Origin of the sequence: Rodentibacter caecimuris, from assembly GCF_001019715.1 — a bacterium.
GTDB classification, from domain to species: domain Bacteria; phylum Pseudomonadota; class Gammaproteobacteria; order Enterobacterales; family Pasteurellaceae; genus Rodentibacter; species Rodentibacter caecimuris.
The window spans coordinates 414975-433742 of sequence record NZ_BBXJ01000001.1 but is presented as its reverse complement, the minus strand read 5'-3'; the positions used below and the strand labels follow the sequence as shown (position 1 = coordinate 433742).

19 protein-coding genes are annotated in these 18768 nt (G+C 40.1%); 15 read left to right on the top strand and 4 right to left on the bottom strand.

What is annotated here, in order from left to right; all coding sequences use genetic code 11:
* Positions 1 to 17 precede the first annotated feature (17 nt).
* The 8 genes from ccmD (at position 18) to PNEUHYL_RS01875 (ending at position 5901) form a co-directional block, all read left to right on the top strand.
* On the top strand, positions 18 to 221 hold the full coding sequence (gene ccmD, locus PNEUHYL_RS01910; RefSeq protein ID WP_059365597.1) for a heme exporter protein CcmD: 204 nt from the start codon (positions 18 to 20) through the stop codon (positions 219 to 221).
* Entirely contained in the window at positions 218 to 742 is a 525-nt protein-coding gene (ccmE, locus tag PNEUHYL_RS01905) for a cytochrome c maturation protein CcmE (protein WP_059365596.1), read from the top strand. The genes ccmD and ccmE overlap by 4 nt, the downstream gene beginning before the upstream one ends.
* Positions 739 to 2685: a heme lyase CcmF/NrfE family subunit gene (locus tag PNEUHYL_RS01900; RefSeq protein WP_059365595.1), complete on the top strand. Its 1947-nt coding sequence runs from the start codon at positions 739 to 741 to the stop codon at positions 2683 to 2685. The genes ccmE and PNEUHYL_RS01900 overlap by 4 nt, the downstream gene beginning before the upstream one ends.
* Before the next feature lie 126 nt (positions 2686 to 2811).
* Positions 2812 to 3360: a DsbE family thiol:disulfide interchange protein gene (locus PNEUHYL_RS01895; protein ID WP_059365594.1), complete on the top strand. Its 549-nt coding sequence runs from the start codon at positions 2812 to 2814 to the stop codon at positions 3358 to 3360.
* Complete coding sequence (locus PNEUHYL_RS01890) at positions 3357 to 3821, top strand: cytochrome c-type biogenesis protein (protein ID WP_059365593.1); 465 nt, start codon at positions 3357 to 3359, stop codon at positions 3819 to 3821. Before PNEUHYL_RS01895 ends, PNEUHYL_RS01890 begins: the two co-directional genes overlap by 4 nt.
* Positions 3822 to 4739, top strand: a complete 918-nt coding sequence (gene ccmI, locus PNEUHYL_RS01885; protein ID WP_059365592.1) for a c-type cytochrome biogenesis protein CcmI — start codon at positions 3822 to 3824, stop codon at positions 4737 to 4739.
* A gap of 314 nt (positions 4740 to 5053) precedes the next feature.
* Positions 5054 to 5611 carry a DUF8095 domain-containing protein gene (locus tag PNEUHYL_RS01880; protein ID WP_059365591.1) on the top strand — a complete coding sequence of 186 codons (558 nt, stop codon included), beginning with the start codon at positions 5054 to 5056 and terminating at the stop codon, positions 5609 to 5611.
* Entirely contained in the window at positions 5608 to 5901 is a 294-nt protein-coding gene (locus PNEUHYL_RS01875) for a hypothetical protein (RefSeq protein ID WP_059365590.1), read from the top strand. The genes PNEUHYL_RS01880 and PNEUHYL_RS01875 overlap by 4 nt, the downstream gene beginning before the upstream one ends.
* A gap of 246 nt (positions 5902 to 6147) precedes the next feature.
* Here the strand turns inward: PNEUHYL_RS01875 and mglC are convergent, their stop codons facing one another.
* From mglC to PNEUHYL_RS01855, 4 genes are all read right to left on the bottom strand, one after another.
* The gene (mglC, locus tag PNEUHYL_RS01870) at positions 6148 to 7158 is read right to left on the bottom strand and encodes a galactose/methyl galactoside ABC transporter permease MglC (RefSeq protein ID WP_059365589.1); all 1011 of its coding nucleotides are present in this window, start codon (positions 7156 to 7158) and stop codon (positions 6148 to 6150) included.
* Positions 7159 to 7180: 22 nt separating this feature from the next.
* Positions 7181 to 8701, bottom strand: coding sequence for a galactose/methyl galactoside ABC transporter ATP-binding protein MglA (mglA, locus tag PNEUHYL_RS01865; RefSeq protein WP_059365588.1), 1521 nt, complete (start codon positions 8699 to 8701; stop codon positions 7181 to 7183).
* A 68-nt stretch (positions 8702 to 8769) separates the two neighbouring features.
* A complete protein-coding gene (gene mglB / locus PNEUHYL_RS01860; protein WP_059365587.1) occupies positions 8770 to 9762 on the bottom strand; it encodes a galactose/glucose ABC transporter substrate-binding protein MglB in 993 nt (330 codons plus the stop codon).
* A 175-nt stretch (positions 9763 to 9937) separates the two neighbouring features.
* Positions 9938 to 10939, bottom strand: a complete 1002-nt coding sequence (locus tag PNEUHYL_RS01855) for a substrate-binding domain-containing protein (protein ID WP_059365586.1) — start codon at positions 10937 to 10939, stop codon at positions 9938 to 9940.
* 212 nt (positions 10940 to 11151) lie between these two features.
* On the opposite strand from PNEUHYL_RS01855, the gene galT reads away from it, so the two are divergent.
* The 7 genes from galT to mlaE all read left to right on the top strand — a co-directional run bounded on the left by galT (position 11152) and on the right by mlaE (position 18758).
* Positions 11152 to 12198: a galactose-1-phosphate uridylyltransferase gene (gene galT / locus PNEUHYL_RS01850; RefSeq protein ID WP_059365585.1), complete on the top strand. Its 1047-nt coding sequence runs from the start codon at positions 11152 to 11154 to the stop codon at positions 12196 to 12198.
* 75 nt (positions 12199 to 12273) lie between these two features.
* Entirely contained in the window at positions 12274 to 13428 is a 1155-nt protein-coding gene (gene galK / locus PNEUHYL_RS01845; protein ID WP_059365584.1) for a galactokinase, read from the top strand.
* Between the two features lie 9 nt (positions 13429 to 13437).
* On the top strand, positions 13438 to 14460 hold the full coding sequence (galM, locus tag PNEUHYL_RS01840) for a galactose-1-epimerase (protein WP_059365583.1): 1023 nt from the start codon (positions 13438 to 13440) through the stop codon (positions 14458 to 14460).
* Between the two features lie 127 nt (positions 14461 to 14587).
* Positions 14588 to 15481 carry a CNNM family magnesium/cobalt transport protein CorC gene (gene corC / locus PNEUHYL_RS01835; RefSeq protein ID WP_059365582.1) on the top strand — a complete coding sequence of 298 codons (894 nt, stop codon included), beginning with the start codon at positions 14588 to 14590 and terminating at the stop codon, positions 15479 to 15481.
* Between the two features lie 71 nt (positions 15482 to 15552).
* Positions 15553 to 17091, top strand: a complete 1539-nt coding sequence (lnt, locus tag PNEUHYL_RS01830; RefSeq protein WP_059365581.1) for an apolipoprotein N-acyltransferase — start codon at positions 15553 to 15555, stop codon at positions 17089 to 17091.
* Positions 17092 to 17184: 93 nt separating this feature from the next.
* On the top strand, positions 17185 to 17979 hold the full coding sequence (gene mlaF, locus PNEUHYL_RS01825; protein WP_059365580.1) for a phospholipid ABC transporter ATP-binding protein MlaF: 795 nt from the start codon (positions 17185 to 17187) through the stop codon (positions 17977 to 17979).
* Entirely contained in the window at positions 17976 to 18758 is a 783-nt protein-coding gene (gene mlaE, locus PNEUHYL_RS01820; protein ID WP_059365579.1) for a lipid asymmetry maintenance ABC transporter permease subunit MlaE, read from the top strand. The genes mlaF and mlaE overlap by 4 nt, the downstream gene beginning before the upstream one ends.
* Positions 18759 to 18768 lie beyond the last annotated feature (10 nt).

Below are 18768 nucleotides of genomic sequence, written 5' to 3'. Positions count from 1 at the left end.
TTTATGGAGGAATAAAAATGTTTTTCCAAACTTGGAGTGATTTTTTTGATATGGGTGGCTATGGCTTTTATGTATGGCTATCTTACGGCATTAGTTTGGTTGCGATTGTTGCGTTGATCATACAAAGCCTCAAACAACGTAAAACGATTTTGAAAAATGTTCTGCGTGAAACCCAACGTGAAATGCGTTTACAACAAGCTAATAAAGGAAACACACTATGAACCCGAGACGTAAATCCAGACTTAAATTAGTTGTTTTTGTTGTACTTGGTATTGCCATTGCTAGTGGCTTGATACTCTATGCGTTACGTCAGAATATTGATTTATTCTACACGCCGTCGGAGGTGGTTTTGGGTAAAGATAATAACCCGAACCAAAAACCTGAAGTCGGGCAGCGTATCCGAGTCGGTGGAATGGTGGTTGAAGGAACTGTAGAGCGTGACCCGAAAAGTTTAAAAGTGCGGTTTGATTTGAACGATATTGGCCCTGCGATTACCGTAGAATACGAAGGTATTTTGCCTGATCTTTTCCGAGAGGGGCAGGGTATTGTTGCACAAGGCGTATTAACCAAACCGACCGTACTGACCGCTACTGAAGTGTTGGCAAAACACGATGAAAATTATGTACCGCCTGAATTAGGCGAAAAAATGCAAAAAGTGCATAAACCGATGGGTGTAGATGAGGCGGATTTGAAAGGTGAAAGTGTGCGTGATCGTCAAGAAAAACAAGAAGGCAACAAATGATCGCTGAAATCGGAAATTATGCGCTCGCCTTGAGTCTTGCCGTGTCATTAATGCTCGCGATTTTTCCATTGTGGGGCGCAGAGAAGGGGAATACCCGCTTAATGGCATTAGCACGACCAATGACCTACGGATTATTTGTCAGTCTTACCATTGCTTTTGTCGCGCTGTTTTACTTGTTTGCAGTCAATGACTTTAGTGTGCAATATGTAGTAAATAATTCTAACAGTACCTTGCCGATTTATTATCGTTTATCCGCTGTTTGGGGATCACACGAAGGCTCATTATTGCTTTGGATTTGGTTGCTTGCCCTTTGGTCCGCCGCGGTTGCGCTATTGAGTAAACATTTACCTCAAGAAGCGGCAGCGAGAGTGCTGGGTATCATGGGAATCATTAGCGTGGGTTTCGTGCTGTTTGTATTATTTACATCCAATCCATTTATCCGCACTTTCCCTAATTTCCCTGTGGACGGTAAAGAACTTAATCCTATGCTACAAGATGTAGGATTGATTTTTCACCCTCCGCTACTCTATATGGGCTATGTCGGTTTCTCTGTCGCTTTTGCGTTCGCGATTGCTTCTTTAATGACCGGTAAACTTGATTCGGCGTGGGCGCGTTGGTCTCGCCCTTGGACGCTTGCCGCATGGGTATTTTTAACACTTGGTATCGTTCTCGGTTCTTGGTGGGCGTATTATGAATTAGGCTGGGGTGGCTGGTGGTTCTGGGATCCGGTTGAAAATTCATCCTTTATGCCTTGGTTAGCCGGTACAGCGCTGATTCATTCTCTTTCGGTGACGGAAAAACGCAGTTCATTTAAAGCTTGGACGGTACTCCTCGCTATTTTGGCTTTTTCCCTCTGTTTACTCGGCACATTCTTGGTGCGTTCGGGGATTTTGGTGTCAGTCCATGCCTTTGCCTCTGATCCGACGCGCGGTTTGTATATTTTGGCATATCTAGTGGTTGTCATTGGCGGCTCACTCGCACTTTATGCCTATAAAGGCAGTCAAATTCGTTCACGTGATAATGCGGAGCGCTATTCTCGCGAAAGTATGTTGCTGTTAAATAATATTCTATTAATGACCGCACTTTGTGTGGTGTTTTTAGGTACATTGTTACCTTTGGTGCATAAACAGTTAGGATTAGGCACAATTTCAATCGGTGCACCGTTTTTTGATCAAATGTTCTTGATTATTATGACACCGTTTGCGCTATTGCTGGGCATTGGGCCGCTAGTAAAATGGCGACGGGATCAATTCTCAGCAATTCGAACGCCGGTTATCATCAGTGTTGTTATCATGCTGATTGTGGGATTTGCCTTACCTTATTTCTTGCAAGACAAGATTACCGTAAGTTCCGTTCTTGGTGCGATGATGACTATTATTATCCTATTACTCGCACTTTACGAATTACAACAACGGGCTACCCATCGCGAATCGTTTTTTGTCGGTGTGCGCAAATTATCCCGTTCTCATTGGGGAATGTTATTTGCACACTTAGGTGTGGCAATGACGGTATGGGGGATCGCTTTTAGCCAAAACTTTAGTGTAGAACGTGATGTACGAATGCAAGTAGGGGATAGTGCTCAGATTGGTCGTTACGATTTCAAATTTGTCGGTGTCAGTGATGCCAATGGGTCTAATTATATTGGTGGTAAAGCACAAATTGATATTACAAAAGACGGAAAACCAGAGGCAACCTTATTCGCTGAAAAGCGTTTTTACACCGTTAGCCGTATGTCAATGACAGAAGCAGCTATTGATGGGAGTTTAACACGTGACTTGTACGTGGCGCTAGGCGAAAAACTTGATGACAATTCTTGGGCATTGCGTTTGTATTATAAGCCTTTTATTCGTTGGATTTGGATTGGTGGTGTGTTTATGGCATTGGGTGGTCTGTTGTGTATGTTTGACAGACGTTATCGGTTTAATAAATTATTAAAAAAATAACTCCCGTATTGCATTCCTGATTTTCCTTATGGAAGTGTGAAACCCTGTGGAAAATATAGCGTGATTGATTTTTTCGCAACCTTTTCCAAATAAGGAAAGGACAAGTTACTTAAAAGAGCGGTAGAAATGAAAAAAAAATTATTGATTCCTCTTGTTCTCTTTTTAGCAGTGGTTATTGCCTTTTTAGTGCAACTTAACCGTAATGCTCAAGGTGAAGATATTAAGGCTTTAGAATCGGCGTTGGTTGGAAAACCTGTCCCGACGAAAAGCTTAACGGAACTCTTTGAAAACAAGGTTTATGGCAATGAACTATTCCGTCAAGGCAAACCGGTTTTGCTAAACGTATGGGCGACTTGGTGTCCAACCTGTTATGCCGAACATCAATACTTAAATAAACTGGCGCAACAAGGTGTGAATATTATTGGGTTGAACTATAAAGATGAATCGGCAAAGGCAATAAAATGGTTAAAAGATTTGGGTAATCCTTACCAACTTGTGCTAAAAGATGAAAAAGGATCTTTTGGCTTAGACTTGGGGGTATATGGTGCACCGGAGACTTTCATTGTGGATGGTAAAGGAGTGATTCATTATCGTTTGGCCGGGGATGTAAACGAAAAAGTATGGCTGGAAACGTTGAAACCGATTTATGACAAACTTGCGGAGCAGACACAATGAAAAAATTAGGGCTTTTTTTAGCCGCACTTTTATGTAGCACGGTGGCATTTTCCGCCATTGATGCACTGAATTTTAGCTCGCAACAGCAAGAAAACGATTATCACCGACTTACGCAATCTTTGCGTTGTCCGCAATGTCAGAATAATAATATTGCAGACTCAAATGCCACAATTGCGGTAGATATGCGTAACAAAGTCTTTGAGTTGTTACAAGAGGGAAAATCGAAAAATGATGTGGTGGAATATATGGTGGCGCGTTATGGTAATTTTGTGACCTATGATCCTCCGATGACGGCGAGTACCTTAATTTTATGGTTTGCACCATTATTTCTTATATTATTCGGCGTTTTTTTCCTAATGAAGCCTAAGTCTAAAAAACAAAGTGCGGTCAAAACCGACAATGTTTTAACGGAAGAAGAAAATGCGCGTTTAGCTGAATTATTGAATCAAAAGGATAAATAGATGAGTTTTGCATTGAGTTTGGTCGCCATTACTTTACTGGTAGCGTTAATTTGTTTTTATCCTTTGCTGTATCGGTTTAAGACACAAAATGAACAAAAACGTGATGAGCTGAATAAGGCACTCTATTTCTCACGCCTGCAAGAAATCGAACGGGATAATGCGCAAGGGCTAGTGGAAAATGTAGAATTACTTAAACAAGAATTGCAGAAAACGTTATTGGATGATGTCCCTTATCAGGAAGAAAAGACAATCCAAAATGAAAAATCTTATGGAAAAATTTGGTTTGCTTCAGGTCTGCTTGCTATAGGGATTGTTGCAGGAGCAAGTTACTTTATGGTTGGATCTTGGCAGGCAGAATCCATGTTAGAGCAAACTTATGCAAAATTGCCTTATTTTTACGAGAGAATGAAAGAAGAGGAGACAAATCCTCTTTCGGATAGTGAAATGCAGCAATTTTCAATCGCACTTCGTATTGATTTACAGAAAAATCCACAGGATGCCCAAAAGTGGTGGTGGCTGGGACAAATTGGTATGAATTTAGGTGATGCCCGTTTGGCGTTCGATAGCTACCAAAAAGCAAATAAGCTTGAGCCTGATAATTTACAATATAAACTGGGTTATGCACGTGTATTAATGTTTTCGGAAGATGTGACGGATAAACTAAAAGGTAGTGATTTATTAAGAGAAGTTATCCGTAAGGATCATAGCAATATTGAAGCATTAAGTTTATTGGCATTTCGTTACTTTGAAACGGAAGATTATAAAATGGCGGCAGTGACTTGGGCGATGATGTTACGGTTAATGCCAAAAGATGATAAACGGGTAACGTTAATTGAAAAAAGTATTCGTGCTGCACGCGATGCGTTAGAAGTTCAAGAACAGGAAAAAACAAAAAGTATTACACCAGAGAAAAATTAGTCATGCTTGCAATTGAAGGTGTTCATCAGGTTGTCATCATTGTTTTGGATTAGCTGTGTTCTAAGCAATTTTATACAGAAATTTCAGGCGCAAAGATGATAGCCGAACCTTATCGGTAGAACGGGATAGTTAAAAATTAGATTTGGAATTAAAGTTAAGGAGATGGAATTCTGTATTTTTTATTTGTGGCTAATAAGGGGCCTGTGTATCTGTTGGGGTAGATGATTTTATAAAAATAAAGTATACTTTCTGCACAAATCCGGACGGTTTACCTGTAGAATTCTATCAAACTTATTAATAATATAAGGATGAATATGAAGTATTATACTTATCTCTTATGTTTTTTTATATTATCTTTTTTACCTTTGTCGGCTTCTGTTAGTGCAAAAACGATTGTGGTTAAAATATCAGAAGATACTCAGAATTTAACGCGCTATATTGATAGTAAAGAACAGCGGGTTTTAGATCCGAACAGTTCTGTTCGGGATGCGAAAAATTTAGCTAACAGTGTTGAGTTTGAAGTGTATATGGTGAGTGAGAATTTTTCTTCTAAAAGTGTTTTTGTATCTGGTGAGGGGGTATGTAATGGCTTTGAGGGAGATAATGGAGTAGATTTTACAAATTCTACGAATAATTACATACATCCTAGTGATGATAGTCAATATTACGGTGGAATTATAGGAGCTTCGCTTTATCGGCAAGATGAGCCAAGAAATGTGCAGTACGTACCTGTTTACGTTATTGATGATCCTCAGTTAGAGCAAGAGATTCGTGAGCGGGAAGGGAGACAAACAAAGCAGATTATTAGAGATAAAGTGGATAGCAATAAACAACTTTTGGATAAAATGGTTTGTAAAAAGGGAGCAAAATGAAAAAATTATTAATTACATGTCCGATATTATTTCTTGTTGCTTGTAGCTCACAACAAGTAGTGCAACAGGATACGGGTATCTATGATATGAAAACGGTGCAAGAGTACCAAGCTCGCGTAGCTAGTGGTAATACGGTAACTGCCGAACAAAAAGCAAAAGCTGCAAAAGATATTTCAGATCCGATTAAAATGAATGCGAGTGACAGTCGCCAGAAAGTTATTTATCAACGCACACCTGTTGTTGTACCGAGTATTGGGTTTGGTTATTACAGAGGTGATCATCATTGGTAATGAAAAATTAGCTGAATTTAGCCACTCTTTTGCTTTGAATTAAGATAATAAACCGTACTAAAAAAGTGCGGTTTATTTTTTTCGATATTATGTAGCCGTTGAAGAAAACTGATATTAAGGTGAGTGTAGGGACATATGTGTGTTTAATATCAAAAATTTTAGCTTACCGACTAGGGCATACGCAGTATGCCCTACATTTTGTATAAATTTTATTTTGTGTATTTACTACATCACATCGTATTTTTGCTATTTTTTCTTCGCGTATTTTAATGAGTCTATCGCAACAGCTAAAATGATGATGCTACCTTTGATGATATATTGCCAATAAGGGTTTACCCCAATATAGGTTAAGCCGTAGTTGATTACGGTAAAGATGATAACACCGGTAACTACACCAATTACAGTACCAACACCACCGGCAAACGATACGCCACCAACTACGCAGGCTGCAATTGCATCTAATTCATACATAAAACCTAAGTTATTCGTTGCAGAACCGATTCGACCGGCTTCTAACATTCCGCCGAAGGCATAGAACATCCCTGCAATGATATAAATAACAACAAGGTTGCGTGCAACGTTTACACCGGATACTCTTGCTGCTTCAGGGTTACCGCCGATAGCGAAGATGTTCTTACCAAAACGGGTTTTATTCCACATTACCCACACTAAAAATGAAGCAATAGCTGCATAAATCGTGATATATGAAAGTTTAAAGCTACCAATTTGGAAGAATCCTTGGGCAAATTCAGAAAAATTTTTATTAAAACCGGCGATAGGGGAGCCACCTACTGCATCGTAATAAAGGGAGTTGAAACCATAAACAATGATCATGGTTCCCATAGTAGCAATAAATGGTGTGACGTTTAGATAGGCAATGACTAAACCATTAACTAAGCCGATAACAGCACCTACGGCACAAACAGCTAGAATCACAACAGGAATCGGGATTTCACCTAAATCAGGGAAAACACGGTTCATATTTTCCATAGATTGTAACATGGTTGCAGAAATTACTGCGGCTAAACCGACCTGACGACCGGCAGATAAGTCCGTACCTTGCGTCACCAATAATCCCGCTACACCCAATGCGATAATTAAACGCACGGAGGATTGAGTAAGAATATTACTAAAATTGATAAGATTTAAGAAAGTTGGATCTTGTGCAATGATAATGCCGAGTAAAATCAATAGCACAAAATAGATCGCATTTTGTTTTAGAAGATCAAAGGATTTATTTTTTTCTAGGGCACTCATAATTCATTTGTTCCTTATATTGTTATAAATATTTCGCTGCCAACTGTAAAATTTCTTCCTGAGAAGTTTTTGCAGTCTCTACAATACCGGCAACCCGACCGTTACTCATTACGAGAATTCTATCGGTTGTCCCTAATAACTCCGGCATCTCAGAGGAAATCATAATGATACCTTTGTCTTTTTTAGCAAGCTCTTGAATGAGTTGGTAAATTTCAAATTTAGCACCGATATCAATGCCTCGGGTTGGTTCATCAAGCATCAAAATTTCCGGTTGGGTAAGTAACCAACGACCAATAATAACTTTTTGTTGATTACCGCCGGAAAGCGATCCAATCGTGGTTTTGTGTGAAGGCGTTTTTACATTCATTGAATCAATGACCCATTGGGTATCACTACGCATTTTCTTATTGCTAAGTAATTTCCAAGGCGTAAGGTAAGATTTCATATTTGAAATCAAAGAATTGAATTCAATGCTTAGATTGGAGTATATCCCAGTGGTACGGCGTTCTTCAGTGACAAGTGCAAAACCGTTATTAATTGCTTCAAGTGCGGTTCGATTTTTGACAATTTTATCGTGTAGCTTAATTGTACCGCTTTTCAGTTCACGCACGCCGAAAATAGCTTCGACAATATCTGTACGTTTTGCACCGACTAGACCCGCAATACCTAAAATTTCACCCTTACGCAATTCAAAAGAGACATCTTGAATAGAGGGCTGATTGATGGCAGTTAAATGTTCGACTTTAAGTACAACTTCTTTCGGGACATTTGTTTTTTCAGGGAAACGCTGGGTAAGTTCGCGTCCTACCATCATTGAAACAATTTGTTCCATACTGGAGGTTTTTACCGGCACGGTATTGATCCACTTCCCATCACGTAAAATAGTAATTTCGTCACAAATTTTGAAAATTTCATCCATTTTGTGAGAAATGTAAATAATGCCGCAGCCGCGATCTTTTAATTTTTGAATAATTTTAAACAGATGTTCGACTTCTTTTTCAGAAAGCGATGATGTTGGTTCATCCATAATGACGATTTTGGCATCATAAGAGAATGCTTTTGCAATCTCGATCATCTGCATTTGAGAAACAGAAAGTTTGGCGACTTTTCCTTTTGGATCAATATCAATCTCCAATTCATCAAAAATCGCTTTGGTATCACGATACATTTTGGCGTGATCGACAAATGGTCCCTTAAGCGGATAGCGTCCAAGCCAAAGGTTGTCCATGACACTGGTCTGGCGTACGAGATTGAGCTCTTGGTGCACCATAGAAATGCCATTTTCGAGGGCTTCTTTTGATGTTTTAAAATTGACGGGTTTACCTAAGAAAAAAATCTCACCTTCATCTTTGGCATAAATACCGAACAAACATTTTAATAATGTAGATTTTCCCGCTCCATTTTCTCCCATTAAGGCATGAACAGAATGAGAACAGACGGTTAAGTTTGCACTATCTAAGGCTTTTACGCCCGGAAAGGATTTACTGACATTGGTCATCGTAAGCAGTACCTGACTACCTTGACTTAAATCTTGAGTTGTCATATCCAACCTCATTTGAAATAGGGGAAGTAGAAATACTCCCCCTAAAGGTTACATCACTGATATTAGTTTTATTTTAAGAATTCAGCTAAATTATCTTTATCCACACCTACATAAGGGATACGTACAACGCGATCTTTTAATTCCCATTTGGTGCCTTCGGTAGCTGGTTTGCCTTGGGCGAGGTTATTGGCTAATTGAACAACGGCTTTACCTTGATTTACGCCGTCATTTAATACGGTACCGGCCAATTCCCCTTTCTTAATAAGTTGTAGGGCTTCAGGTAATGCATCGACACCGAAAATCGGTAATTTTTTACCGTGCGCTTTTGTCGCTTCCAATGCACCTAATGCCATACCGTCATTATTAGAAATGATCACTTCAATATTATTGGCTTTAGAACTGGATAACCAAGCATCCACTTTGTCTTTTGCCATTGCGGCATCCCACATACCGGTATCAATAAATAATTGCTCTGTTTGAATACCCTGTTTATTTAATTCATCTATAACATATTTTGTACGGGCTTCAGCATCAGGATGTCCGGGTTCACCTTTTAGTAATACAAATTGGATTTTACCGTCTTTGTTTAAATCAAATTCAGGTGTTGCTTTCCATTGTTTTGCAATTAGGTTGCCTTGGATAACGCCTGATTCTTTTGGATCGGTACCGACATAGTAGGCTTGTTCATAGCTACCAATCGCTTTGGCACCGGGATCTTTATTGAAGAACACCACAGGAATATTATCCGGTTTTGCTTTACTGATAATGGTTGGTGCGGCAGCCGGATCTACTAAGTTGATTGCAAGCGCTTTCACACCTTTAGAAAGTAATACATCAACTTGGTCATTTTGGATGGATTGGGCATTTTGAGAGTCATTCATTAATAACTCAATGCCTTGTAATGTTTTTGCTTCTTTATCAATTTCTTTACGCATTAATGACATAAAGTTGTCATCATATTTATAAATGGTGACCCCAATACGGTTATCCGCTGCGTAGCTTGCCGTAACCGAGCCTAAACCTACTGCTAAAGCGATTGCGCTTAATACTGTTTTTTTCATAAAACACTCCTAGTTGGAAGGTTGATGTGAACAAAGAAGACACTGTACGTTATTATGACAGTTGTCATAACTGTCTTGGCATAATACTGAGCAAATTCCCGTAAGTCTGTGATCAAACTCACATAAATGAAAACGATTACAAAGGAATATTAAAATTTGTGATCTTTATCACATTTTAATTTGCCGGTTCCACAGAAAAACGACGAACCAATGTTGGGTTAAATTGAATCGTTGAGGGTGTTGCAATGTTTTCATCAACTAAACTTAATGCTAAATTGGCTGCATAAGTTGCCATTAAATCAATAGGATAGCGAATTGTCGTGAGTTTAGGGATTAAATAACGTGCAATCGGCATATCATCAAATCCGATAATGGAAAACTGACTTGGTACCTTGATATTGTTTTCATTTAGCACCGAAATTGCACCGGCAGCCATAGAATCGTTGTAGGCAACGACAGCGGTCAAATCTTTGTTGTAACTGAGTAAATCAATCATTGCCTGTTCTCCACCCTCAAAATCCGGAGAATTATGCACGATTGCGTGTTTAACGATAGGGTAATTGTGCATTTTTAACGCTTCCAAATAGCCGCTCCGACGCTCAATTTCATCAAAAATAGCATGATTGGAACCGATGTAAGCAATCTTTTTATGCCCGCACTGAATGAGCATTTCCGTTGCAATATAAGTCCCCTTTTGATTATCCAAACTGATGCAACGGTTTTCATAGCCTTTAATGACACGGTTAATCACCACCATTCCTTTCACTTTATCAAGATAATCTTTAAGTTCTTCATCTGAAAGCGCTTTAGAATGGACAACCAAGCAGCTACAACGTTTACGTAATAACGTATTAATCGCCTCGCGTTCTTTTTCCGCATGATGATAACCAATACCGATTAAAATCGTTTTATTATGGGATTCAGCCACTTTATCCACTGCTTTCACTAAAATAGCAAAAAAAGAATCCGTGACATCTGTTACCACAACACCAATCGTATCGGTATTTTGTACAGCAAGTGCCTGTGCATTGGCATTAGGCTGATAACTTAATTGTGAAATCGCATTTTGTACGGAAAGACGGGTTTTTTTACTGACTGACGGATGATTATTTAACACTCGAGATACTGTTGCAACGGAAACTTTAGCGAGCTTTGCAACATCATGAATGGTACTCATAATATGCCCTCTTTCTTCTTAATTTGTAATTGGTCATCATAATAACTTAGTACAGGATTGAAAACGGTTACTTTTTAATTTTGTAATATAGATCACAAAAATCACCCTTAAAATTCTAATTTTGTGATATGGATCACGGTTTATTATTGAGAAGTTAGGTATCTTACAACGTAATTAAATGTAACCGATTACAAATAAATAAGGGAGCCATTATGAGTGATAGATTATTTGAACCGACGGAGCACCCGCATCGCCGTTATAATCCGTTAATTAACCAATGGGTTTTGGTTTCACCACATAGAGCCAAACGCCCATGGCAGGGGCAGCAAGAGAAAGTGATAGAAGAACGGAAACCAAGCCATGATCCGAATTGCTATCTTTGCCCGCGTAATAAACGTATTACGGGGGAGTTAAACCCTGATTATGATAAACCTTATGTATTTAAAAATGATTTTTCCGCTCTTTTAGAGGATACGCCCACACCGGAAAAATCAAATGATCCGCTTTTTCAAAGTTCACAAGCACGTGGAGAAAGCCGGGTAATTTGCTTTTCACCGGATCACAGTAAAACTTTGCCATTATTGACCGCACTTGAAATTGAAGAAGTGATTAAAGTTTGGCAAATGCAACTTCGTGAGCTTGGAGAAAAATATCAATGGGTGCAAATTTTTGAAAATAAAGGGGCGACGATGGGCTGTTCTAACCCTCATCCTCATGGTCAAATTTGGGCAAGCAGTTTCTTACCGAATGAAGTGGATAGCGAAGATCAAAGCCAACGTCATTATTGGCAAAAATACGGTTCGGTTATGTTACTGGATTATGTAAAGCGTGAGCTTGAATTAAAAGAACGAATTGTTGTGGAAACCGAACACTGGGTGGTGGTTGTCCCTTACTGGGCTGTGTGGCCGTTTGAAACCTTGCTGTTACCAAAAACACATATCAAGCGTTTAACGGATCTTAGTGAAACACAAGCTAAAGATTTAGCCCTCATTCTGAAAAAACTAACCACAAAATACGACAACTTATTTGAAACCTCTTTTCCTTATTCAATGGGGTTTCATGCTGCGCCTTTTAATGGAGAAGAAAATGCGCACTGGCAACTCCATGCGCATTTTTATCCACCACTGTTACGATCTGCTACAGTACGAAAATTTATGGTGGGGTATGAAATGCTTGGTGAAAGCCAACGTGATTTAACCGCAGAGCAGGCGGCGGAAAGATTGAGAGCGTTGAGTGAAATTCATTATACCGAGAGATGATAGATTTTCCCTTCTCTCCTTTTATGAAATAGGGGAGGGGCTCCAAGAATAAATTTAGATATGAAGGATAGAAATATGACGCCAATCAAAACAGCACAACACATCTTCAGCCAAAAATTCCATACCGCACCCGAATTAACTGTTTACGCTCCAGGTCGTGTAAATATTATTGGGGAACATACGGATTACAATGAAGGCTTTGTGATGCCTTGTGCGATTAATTTCGGCACGGCGGTGAGCGGTAAAAAACGAGACGACCATATTTGGCGTGTTTATGCGGCAGATTTGGATAAAACCGATGAATTTTCTCTTAAAGAAACAATCGAACAAAGCCCGCATAAATGGGCGAATTATGTCCGTGGCGTGGTGAAATTTATACAAGAACGTTACCCTTATTTTAACCAAGGCGCGGATCTTGTCATTTCAGGTAACGTACCGCTTTCTTCCGGTTTAAGTTCATCGGCTGCACTGGAAGTTGCTGTGGGGAAATTCTGTCAACAATTGGCTGATTTACCCATTTCTCATATTGATATTGCACTCAATGGTCAAAAAGCCGAAAATCAATTTGTCGGTGCGAATTGTGGCAATATGGATCAACTTATTTCTGCTCTTGGGCAAAAAGATCATCTTTTGATGATTGACTGTCGAAGCCTTGAAACAACCCCGACGCCGGTGCCGGAGGACATTGCGGTGATTATTGTTAATTCTAATGTACCGCATGATTTAGTGACGGGCGAATATAATACACGCCGTCAGCAATGTGAAAAAGCGGCGGCATTTTTCGGTGTGAAAGCGTTGCGTGACGTGTCGGTATCTCAATTTAAAGAAAAAGAGGCAGAATTGACCGCACTTGATCCGATTGTGGCAAAACGTGCCCGCCATGTTGTGACGGAAAATCAGCGGGTATTGGATGCTGTGGCGGCGCTAACAGATAATGATTTGACCCGATTAGGCGAATTAATGGGGCAATCTCATGATTCAATGCGTGACGATTTTGAAATTACCGTGCCGCAAATTGATTATTTGGTAGAATTAGCCCAATTAGTTCTTGGTAAACAAGGTGGGGCAAGAATGACTGGAGGCGGTTTTGGCGGTTGTATCGTTGCCCTTGCGCCGCAGGATAAAGTCGATGCCGTCCGCAAAACTATTGCCGAGAATTATGAAAAAACAACCGGATTAAAAGAAACCTTTTATGTGTGCCATGCTTCACAAGGCGTACGAGTGATTTAAGGAAAATCAATGCTGGAAAAAACAATGTTTAATGCCCCTGACGGTAACCCTTATCAGCTCATTTCTATACAAAATGAAAAAGGAATGTGTATCAAATTGATGGATTGGGGAGCGACTTGGTTATCTTGTCAAGTGCCGGTAAATGGTGAATTGCGAGAAGTATTATTGGGTTGCAAAGTGCAAGATTACCCGAATCAGCAAGCTTATTTGGGGGCAAGTGTGGGGCGTTATGCCAATCGTATTGCAAACGCTCAATTTGAATTAAACGGTGAAACTATTCAATTGGCAGCCAATCAAGGCAAACACCAACTTCACGGCGGGAACGGTTTTGCTCAACGCCGTTGGGAGATTGAAAAGTGCGGTGATAATTTCGTTTGTTTTTCGTTAAATTCTGCCGGTGGCGATCAAGGTTTTCCGGGAAATGTGAAGGTAACCGCGACTTACACGCTTACGGAAGATAATTCCGTCAAAATTGAATATGAAGGTTTGAGTGATAAAGACACGGCATTAAATCTCACCAATCACGCCTATTTTAATTTAGAAAATGCCGAACAAGGCTCGGATATACGTGAACATAGCCTACGCTTGAATGCGGATTTTTATTTACCGGTAAATCATGAAGGTATTCCGAATTCCCCACTTAAACACGTGGGTGGAACAAGTTTTGATTTTCGTCTTATTAAGCCGATTAAACAGGATTTTCTACAAGGTGATCAGCAAGTGACCAAAGGTTATGATCACGCTTTTGTCGTCAATAAGGCTTGGCAAAAGCCTTGTGTTCTGCTGATCTCGCCGAATGAGGATTTAAGACTTGAAGTGCGAACATCTCAAGCTGCGTTACAGGTGTACACGGGAAATTATCTTGCCGGCGTGCCGACCCGTAGTGGAGAAGAGTACGGCGATTTTGCAGGTATTGCATTGGAAACCCAGTGTTTACCGGATACACCGAATCACCCCGAATGGCAAAATTACGGTGGGATTCAAAAAGCCAATGAACGATATTACCAGTGGACGGAGTTTAAGTTTTTATAAAATTAAGTGCGGTAAAAAACGAGTATATTTTTTACCGCACTTTACTTTTCTATGCTTTCACTTTGCGAACTTGGTCAAAATATGATACTTTTCTGCAGCGAATTTAGTAGAGTCAAAATAAAATAATATGAGTGACGAACAGCAAAATTTAATTCAATCGGAAAACACTAAAAAATCTTTTTTCCAATCTTTATTCGGTCGTTTTTTTCAAGGCGAGTTGAAAAATCGTGAAGAACTGGTGGAAGTGATTCGTGATTCCGAGCAAAACGATTTAATTGATCAAAATACCCGTGAAATGATAGAGGGCGTGATGGAAATCGCCGAGCTTCGGGTGCGTGATATTATGATTCCGCGTTCACAAATTATTTTCATAGAAAGCGAACAAGATTTAAATTCTTGCTTAAATATTATTATTGAATCGGCGCACTCACGCTTTCCCGTCATTGCAGATGCCGATGATCGAGATAATATCGCAGGGATCTTACATGCAAAAGATTTACTGAAATTCTTACGTGCCGATGCGGAAGACTTTGATATGTCGAAACTTTTACGTCCGGCAGTGATCGTACCGGAAAGCAAACGTGTGGATAGAATGTTAAAAGATTTCCGTTCCGAACGTTTTCATATGGCGATTGTGGTGGATGAGTTTGGCGCGGTCTCGGGTTTGATTACTATTGAAGATATTTTGGAACAAATTGTAGGCGATATTGAAGATGAATTTGATGAAGAAGATATTGCCGATGTTCGCCAGCTTTCCCGTCATACTTATGCGGTACGCGCCCTGACTGATATTGATGATTTCAATGAACAATTTAATACGCGTTTTGATGATGAAGAAGTCGATACCATTGGTGGTTTAGTGATGCAGGCGTTTGGTTATTTACCGAAACGTGGTGAAGAAATTACCTTGGAAAATCTGCAATTTAAAGTTACTTCCGCAGATAGTCGCCGTTTGATCCAGCTGCGCGTTACCGTACCGGACGAGCATTTATCGGATATGAAAAACCTAGAAAACGAATAGCTTAGCCTTCTCCGATTAAATTTCCCCTCTCATTTTATTGGGGGGAATCTTTTTTGTGATATTGAAATGAGATGAAAAATTTATTGATTTATTTTGTTGCTTTTTTTTCCGGCTTACTCGGTGTTTTTGCTTTTTCGCCTTTTGATTATTGGGGATTGGCGTATGTTTCTTTGTTGGGTTTAATTTATGTTGCTAAAACCCCAAAAAAATTTACCGCACTTTTGGGCGCGTTTTTATGGTCAATGGGATTTTTTTGTTTTGGGGTAAGCTGGTTGAATGTCAGCATTCATCAATTCGGTGGCGCTTCTCTTGGCGTAAGCTACCTTCTAGTCGGTTTGCTTTCTGCTTATCTTGCCCTTTACCCTATGTTATTCACCTATTTCGTACAGCGTTTTCAGGTAAAAAGTGCGGTTATTTTTGCGGTAATTTGGACGTTTACGGAATTTCTTCGTGGCTGGGTCTTTACCGGTTTTCCTTGGTTACAATTCGGTTATACGCAAATTGACAGCCCGTTTTCCGGAATTGCCCCTATCTTTGGCGTAAGCGGATTAACCTTTTTTACCGTGTGGGCAAGTGCGGTCATTTTTAACGGTATTTTGGTTTTATTTAAACAAAAAAATATCAAATTATTCGTGGCGAATATTCTACCATTTGCCCTTGTCTGTGGGCTGGCCGGTTATGCTCAAAAAATGACATTTGTGAAATCAGTGCAAGATAAATCCTTGAACGTAACACTTGTGCAAGGCAATATTGAGCAAAATTTAAAGTGGGATCCTGAGTATCTCTATTCAACCTTAGAGATTTACCAAAAATTAATTGCAGAAAATTTAGGGAAAAGCGATTTGATTATTTTGCCTGAATCGGCGTTGCCTACCTTAGAAAATTCGATTGTTCCTTTTTTTGACAGGCTTGATCGTGTCGCACAGGAAAATAATACGGAAATTATGATTGGTACGGTGTATCAGGATGAGCAATCGGGCAAATTGTTGAATTCTATTGTGACAGCCGGTAACCCTGATTTTCCTTATCGATTAGATACGCCAAATCGCTACAATAAACATCATCTGGTACCATTTGGCGAATATGTTCCGTTGGAAAATTTGTTGCGTCCGTTAAATTCCGTGTTTAATTTACCGATGTCCGCTTTCCAAAGTGGTGAGGCAGTCCAGCCTGCTTTTATGGCGAAAAAACGCGCTTTTTCACCGGCAATTTGTTATGAAATTATCTTTGGCGAACAAGTACGGGAAAATTTGAAAACCGAAACCGACTATTTGCTGACAATTTCCAATGATGCTTGGTTTGGTGATTCTATCGGGCCTTGGCAGCATTTACAAATGGCGAGAATGCGGGCATTGGAATTAGGCAAACCTTTAATTCGTGCGACCAATACGGGAATTTCGGTGTTTATTAGTTCAATGGGGGAAATTCTGGCACAAGCGCCGCAATTTGTCGAAACAACCTTGACCCATAAAATTGCACCGACTGAAGGCAAAACACCTTATTCTGTGTTAGGCAATCTGCCGCTTTATGGGCTATCCTTGTTGTTTTTATTGTTACGTGGGATGATGGCGTTTGTTCGTCAACGTATGAACCTTTCACAAAAACAATAGTCAAAACGACCGCACTTTATTGATGAACTTATTCATCATGAAATTAAGTATAATCGGTGGTTTGAAAGATCACCCAACTAAAATGAGATTTGAATGGAGCAAAACCTAATCGAAGTCAAAAACCTCACCTTTAAGCGGGGTGAGCGTGTGATTTACGATAACTTGAATTTGAAAGTTCGAAAAGGGAAAATTACGGCAATTATGGGGCCTTCGGGCATCGGAAAAACCACACTGTTAAAATTAATTGGCGGACAGTTACATCCGGAACAAGGTGAAATTTGGTTTGATGATAAAGATATTTGTCGTCTTTCTAATCGTGAGCTTTACGAAGTACGCAAACGTATGGGGATGTTATTTCAATCCGGTGCGCTTTTTACCGATATTTCCACTTTTGATAATGTGGCGTTCCCGATTCGGGAGCACACCCGTTTACCGGAAAGCTTAATTCGCCAAATTGTATTGATGAAATTGGAAGCAGTCGGTTTACGCGGTGCGGCACAGTTGATGCCGTCCGAACTTTCCGGCGGTATGGCACGTCGAGCGGCACTTGCCCGTGCGATTGCATTGGATCCAGATTTAATAATGTTTGATGAACCCTTTACAGGACAAGATCCTATTAGCATGGGGGTTATTGTGAGTTTAATTAAGCGTTTCAATGAAGCATTGAATTTAACTTCTATTGTGGTGTCGCACGATGTTCAAGAAGTATTAAGTATTGCCGATTACGCTTATATTATTGCCGATAAACGGGTGATTGCAGAAGGGACGGCAGAACAACTATTGGCAAGCCAAGATCCGCAAGTGTTGCAATTTTTAAAAGGGGAAGCGGACGGGCCGGTGAAATTCCATTATCCGGCGGAAAATTATATTGGGGAGTTATTTCAATGATTGAGATGATTTCTTCTCTTGGACGACGTGTCATTCGTTTTTTCCGTGCGTTAGGGCGTGCCGGTTTTATGTTGTTCGGGGCTTTGGTCGGCAAACCGCAAATTCGCCAACATTTCCCGTTATTGATTAAACAGTTGCACGTTTTAGGTGTGCAATCGTTGTTAATTGTGCTGTTATCCGGCTTATTTATCGGAATGGTCTTGGGATTACAGGGCTATGTGGTATTGGTCGATTTTTCGGCTGAAACCAGTCTTGGTCAGCTTGTGGCATTATCGCTTTTGCGGGAATTAGGGCCGGTAGTGACCGCACTTTTATTTGCCGGACGGGCGGGCTCGGCATTGACCGCGGAAATCGGTTTAATGAAAGCTACCGAGCAGCTTTCCAGTCTTGAAATGATGGCGGTTGATCCGCTTCGCCGTGTTATCGCTCCACGTTTTTGGGCGGGCATTATTGCGATGCCGATCCTTTCCATTATTTTTATTGCGATTGGGATATGGGGCGGTTCACTGGTCGGTGTAGATTGGAAAGGGGTTGATGCCGGTAGTTTCTGGTCTGTCATGCAAAATGCGGTGAGCTGGAGCTACGATATTCTTAATGGATTTATTAAGAGCCTGTTCTTCGCTGTTGCAGTGGTGTGGATTGCATTATTTAACGGCTATGATTGCATACCGACATCAGAAGGCATCAGTCAAGCCACAACGCGAACCGTCGTTCATGCCTCATTAGTGGTGCTTGGATTAGATTTTATCTTGACTGCCATCATGTTTGGGGCAGGTTAAAAGGGTATTT

Bases quoted from the DNA above. Each gene is read 5' to 3' on its own strand.
- ccmD (WP_059365597.1), top strand. From the start codon at position 18: ATGTTTTTCCAAACTTGGAGTGATTTTTTTGATATGGGTGGCTATGGC.
- ccmE (WP_059365596.1), top strand. From the start codon at position 218: ATGAACCCGAGACGTAAATCCAGACTTAAATTAGTTGTTTTTGTTGTA.
- PNEUHYL_RS01900 (WP_059365595.1), top strand. From the start codon at position 739: ATGATCGCTGAAATCGGAAATTATGCGCTCGCCTTGAGTCTTGCCGTG.
- PNEUHYL_RS01895 (WP_059365594.1), top strand. From the start codon at position 2,812: ATGAAAAAAAAATTATTGATTCCTCTTGTTCTCTTTTTAGCAGTGGTT.
- PNEUHYL_RS01890 (WP_059365593.1), top strand. From the start codon at position 3,357: ATGAAAAAATTAGGGCTTTTTTTAGCCGCACTTTTATGTAGCACGGTG.
- ccmI (WP_059365592.1), top strand. From the start codon at position 3,822: ATGAGTTTTGCATTGAGTTTGGTCGCCATTACTTTACTGGTAGCGTTA.
- PNEUHYL_RS01880 (WP_059365591.1), top strand. From the start codon at position 5,054: ATGAAGTATTATACTTATCTCTTATGTTTTTTTATATTATCTTTTTTA.
- PNEUHYL_RS01875 (WP_059365590.1), top strand. From the start codon at position 5,608: ATGAAAAAATTATTAATTACATGTCCGATATTATTTCTTGTTGCTTGT.
- mglC (WP_059365589.1), bottom strand. From the start codon at position 7,158: ATGAGTGCCCTAGAAAAAAATAAATCCTTTGATCTTCTAAAACAAAAT.
- mglA (WP_059365588.1), bottom strand. From the start codon at position 8,701: ATGACAACTCAAGATTTAAGTCAAGGTAGTCAGGTACTGCTTACGATG.
- mglB (WP_059365587.1), bottom strand. From the start codon at position 9,762: ATGAAAAAAACAGTATTAAGCGCAATCGCTTTAGCAGTAGGTTTAGGC.
- PNEUHYL_RS01855 (WP_059365586.1), bottom strand. From the start codon at position 10,939: ATGAGTACCATTCATGATGTTGCAAAGCTCGCTAAAGTTTCCGTTGCA.
- galT (WP_059365585.1), top strand. From the start codon at position 11,152: ATGAGTGATAGATTATTTGAACCGACGGAGCACCCGCATCGCCGTTAT.
- galK (WP_059365584.1), top strand. From the start codon at position 12,274: ATGACGCCAATCAAAACAGCACAACACATCTTCAGCCAAAAATTCCAT.
- galM (WP_059365583.1), top strand. From the start codon at position 13,438: ATGCTGGAAAAAACAATGTTTAATGCCCCTGACGGTAACCCTTATCAG.
- corC (WP_059365582.1), top strand. From the start codon at position 14,588: ATGAGTGACGAACAGCAAAATTTAATTCAATCGGAAAACACTAAAAAA.
- lnt (WP_059365581.1), top strand. From the start codon at position 15,553: ATGAAAAATTTATTGATTTATTTTGTTGCTTTTTTTTCCGGCTTACTC.
- mlaF (WP_059365580.1), top strand. From the start codon at position 17,185: ATGGAGCAAAACCTAATCGAAGTCAAAAACCTCACCTTTAAGCGGGGT.
- mlaE (WP_059365579.1), top strand. From the start codon at position 17,976: ATGATTGAGATGATTTCTTCTCTTGGACGACGTGTCATTCGTTTTTTC.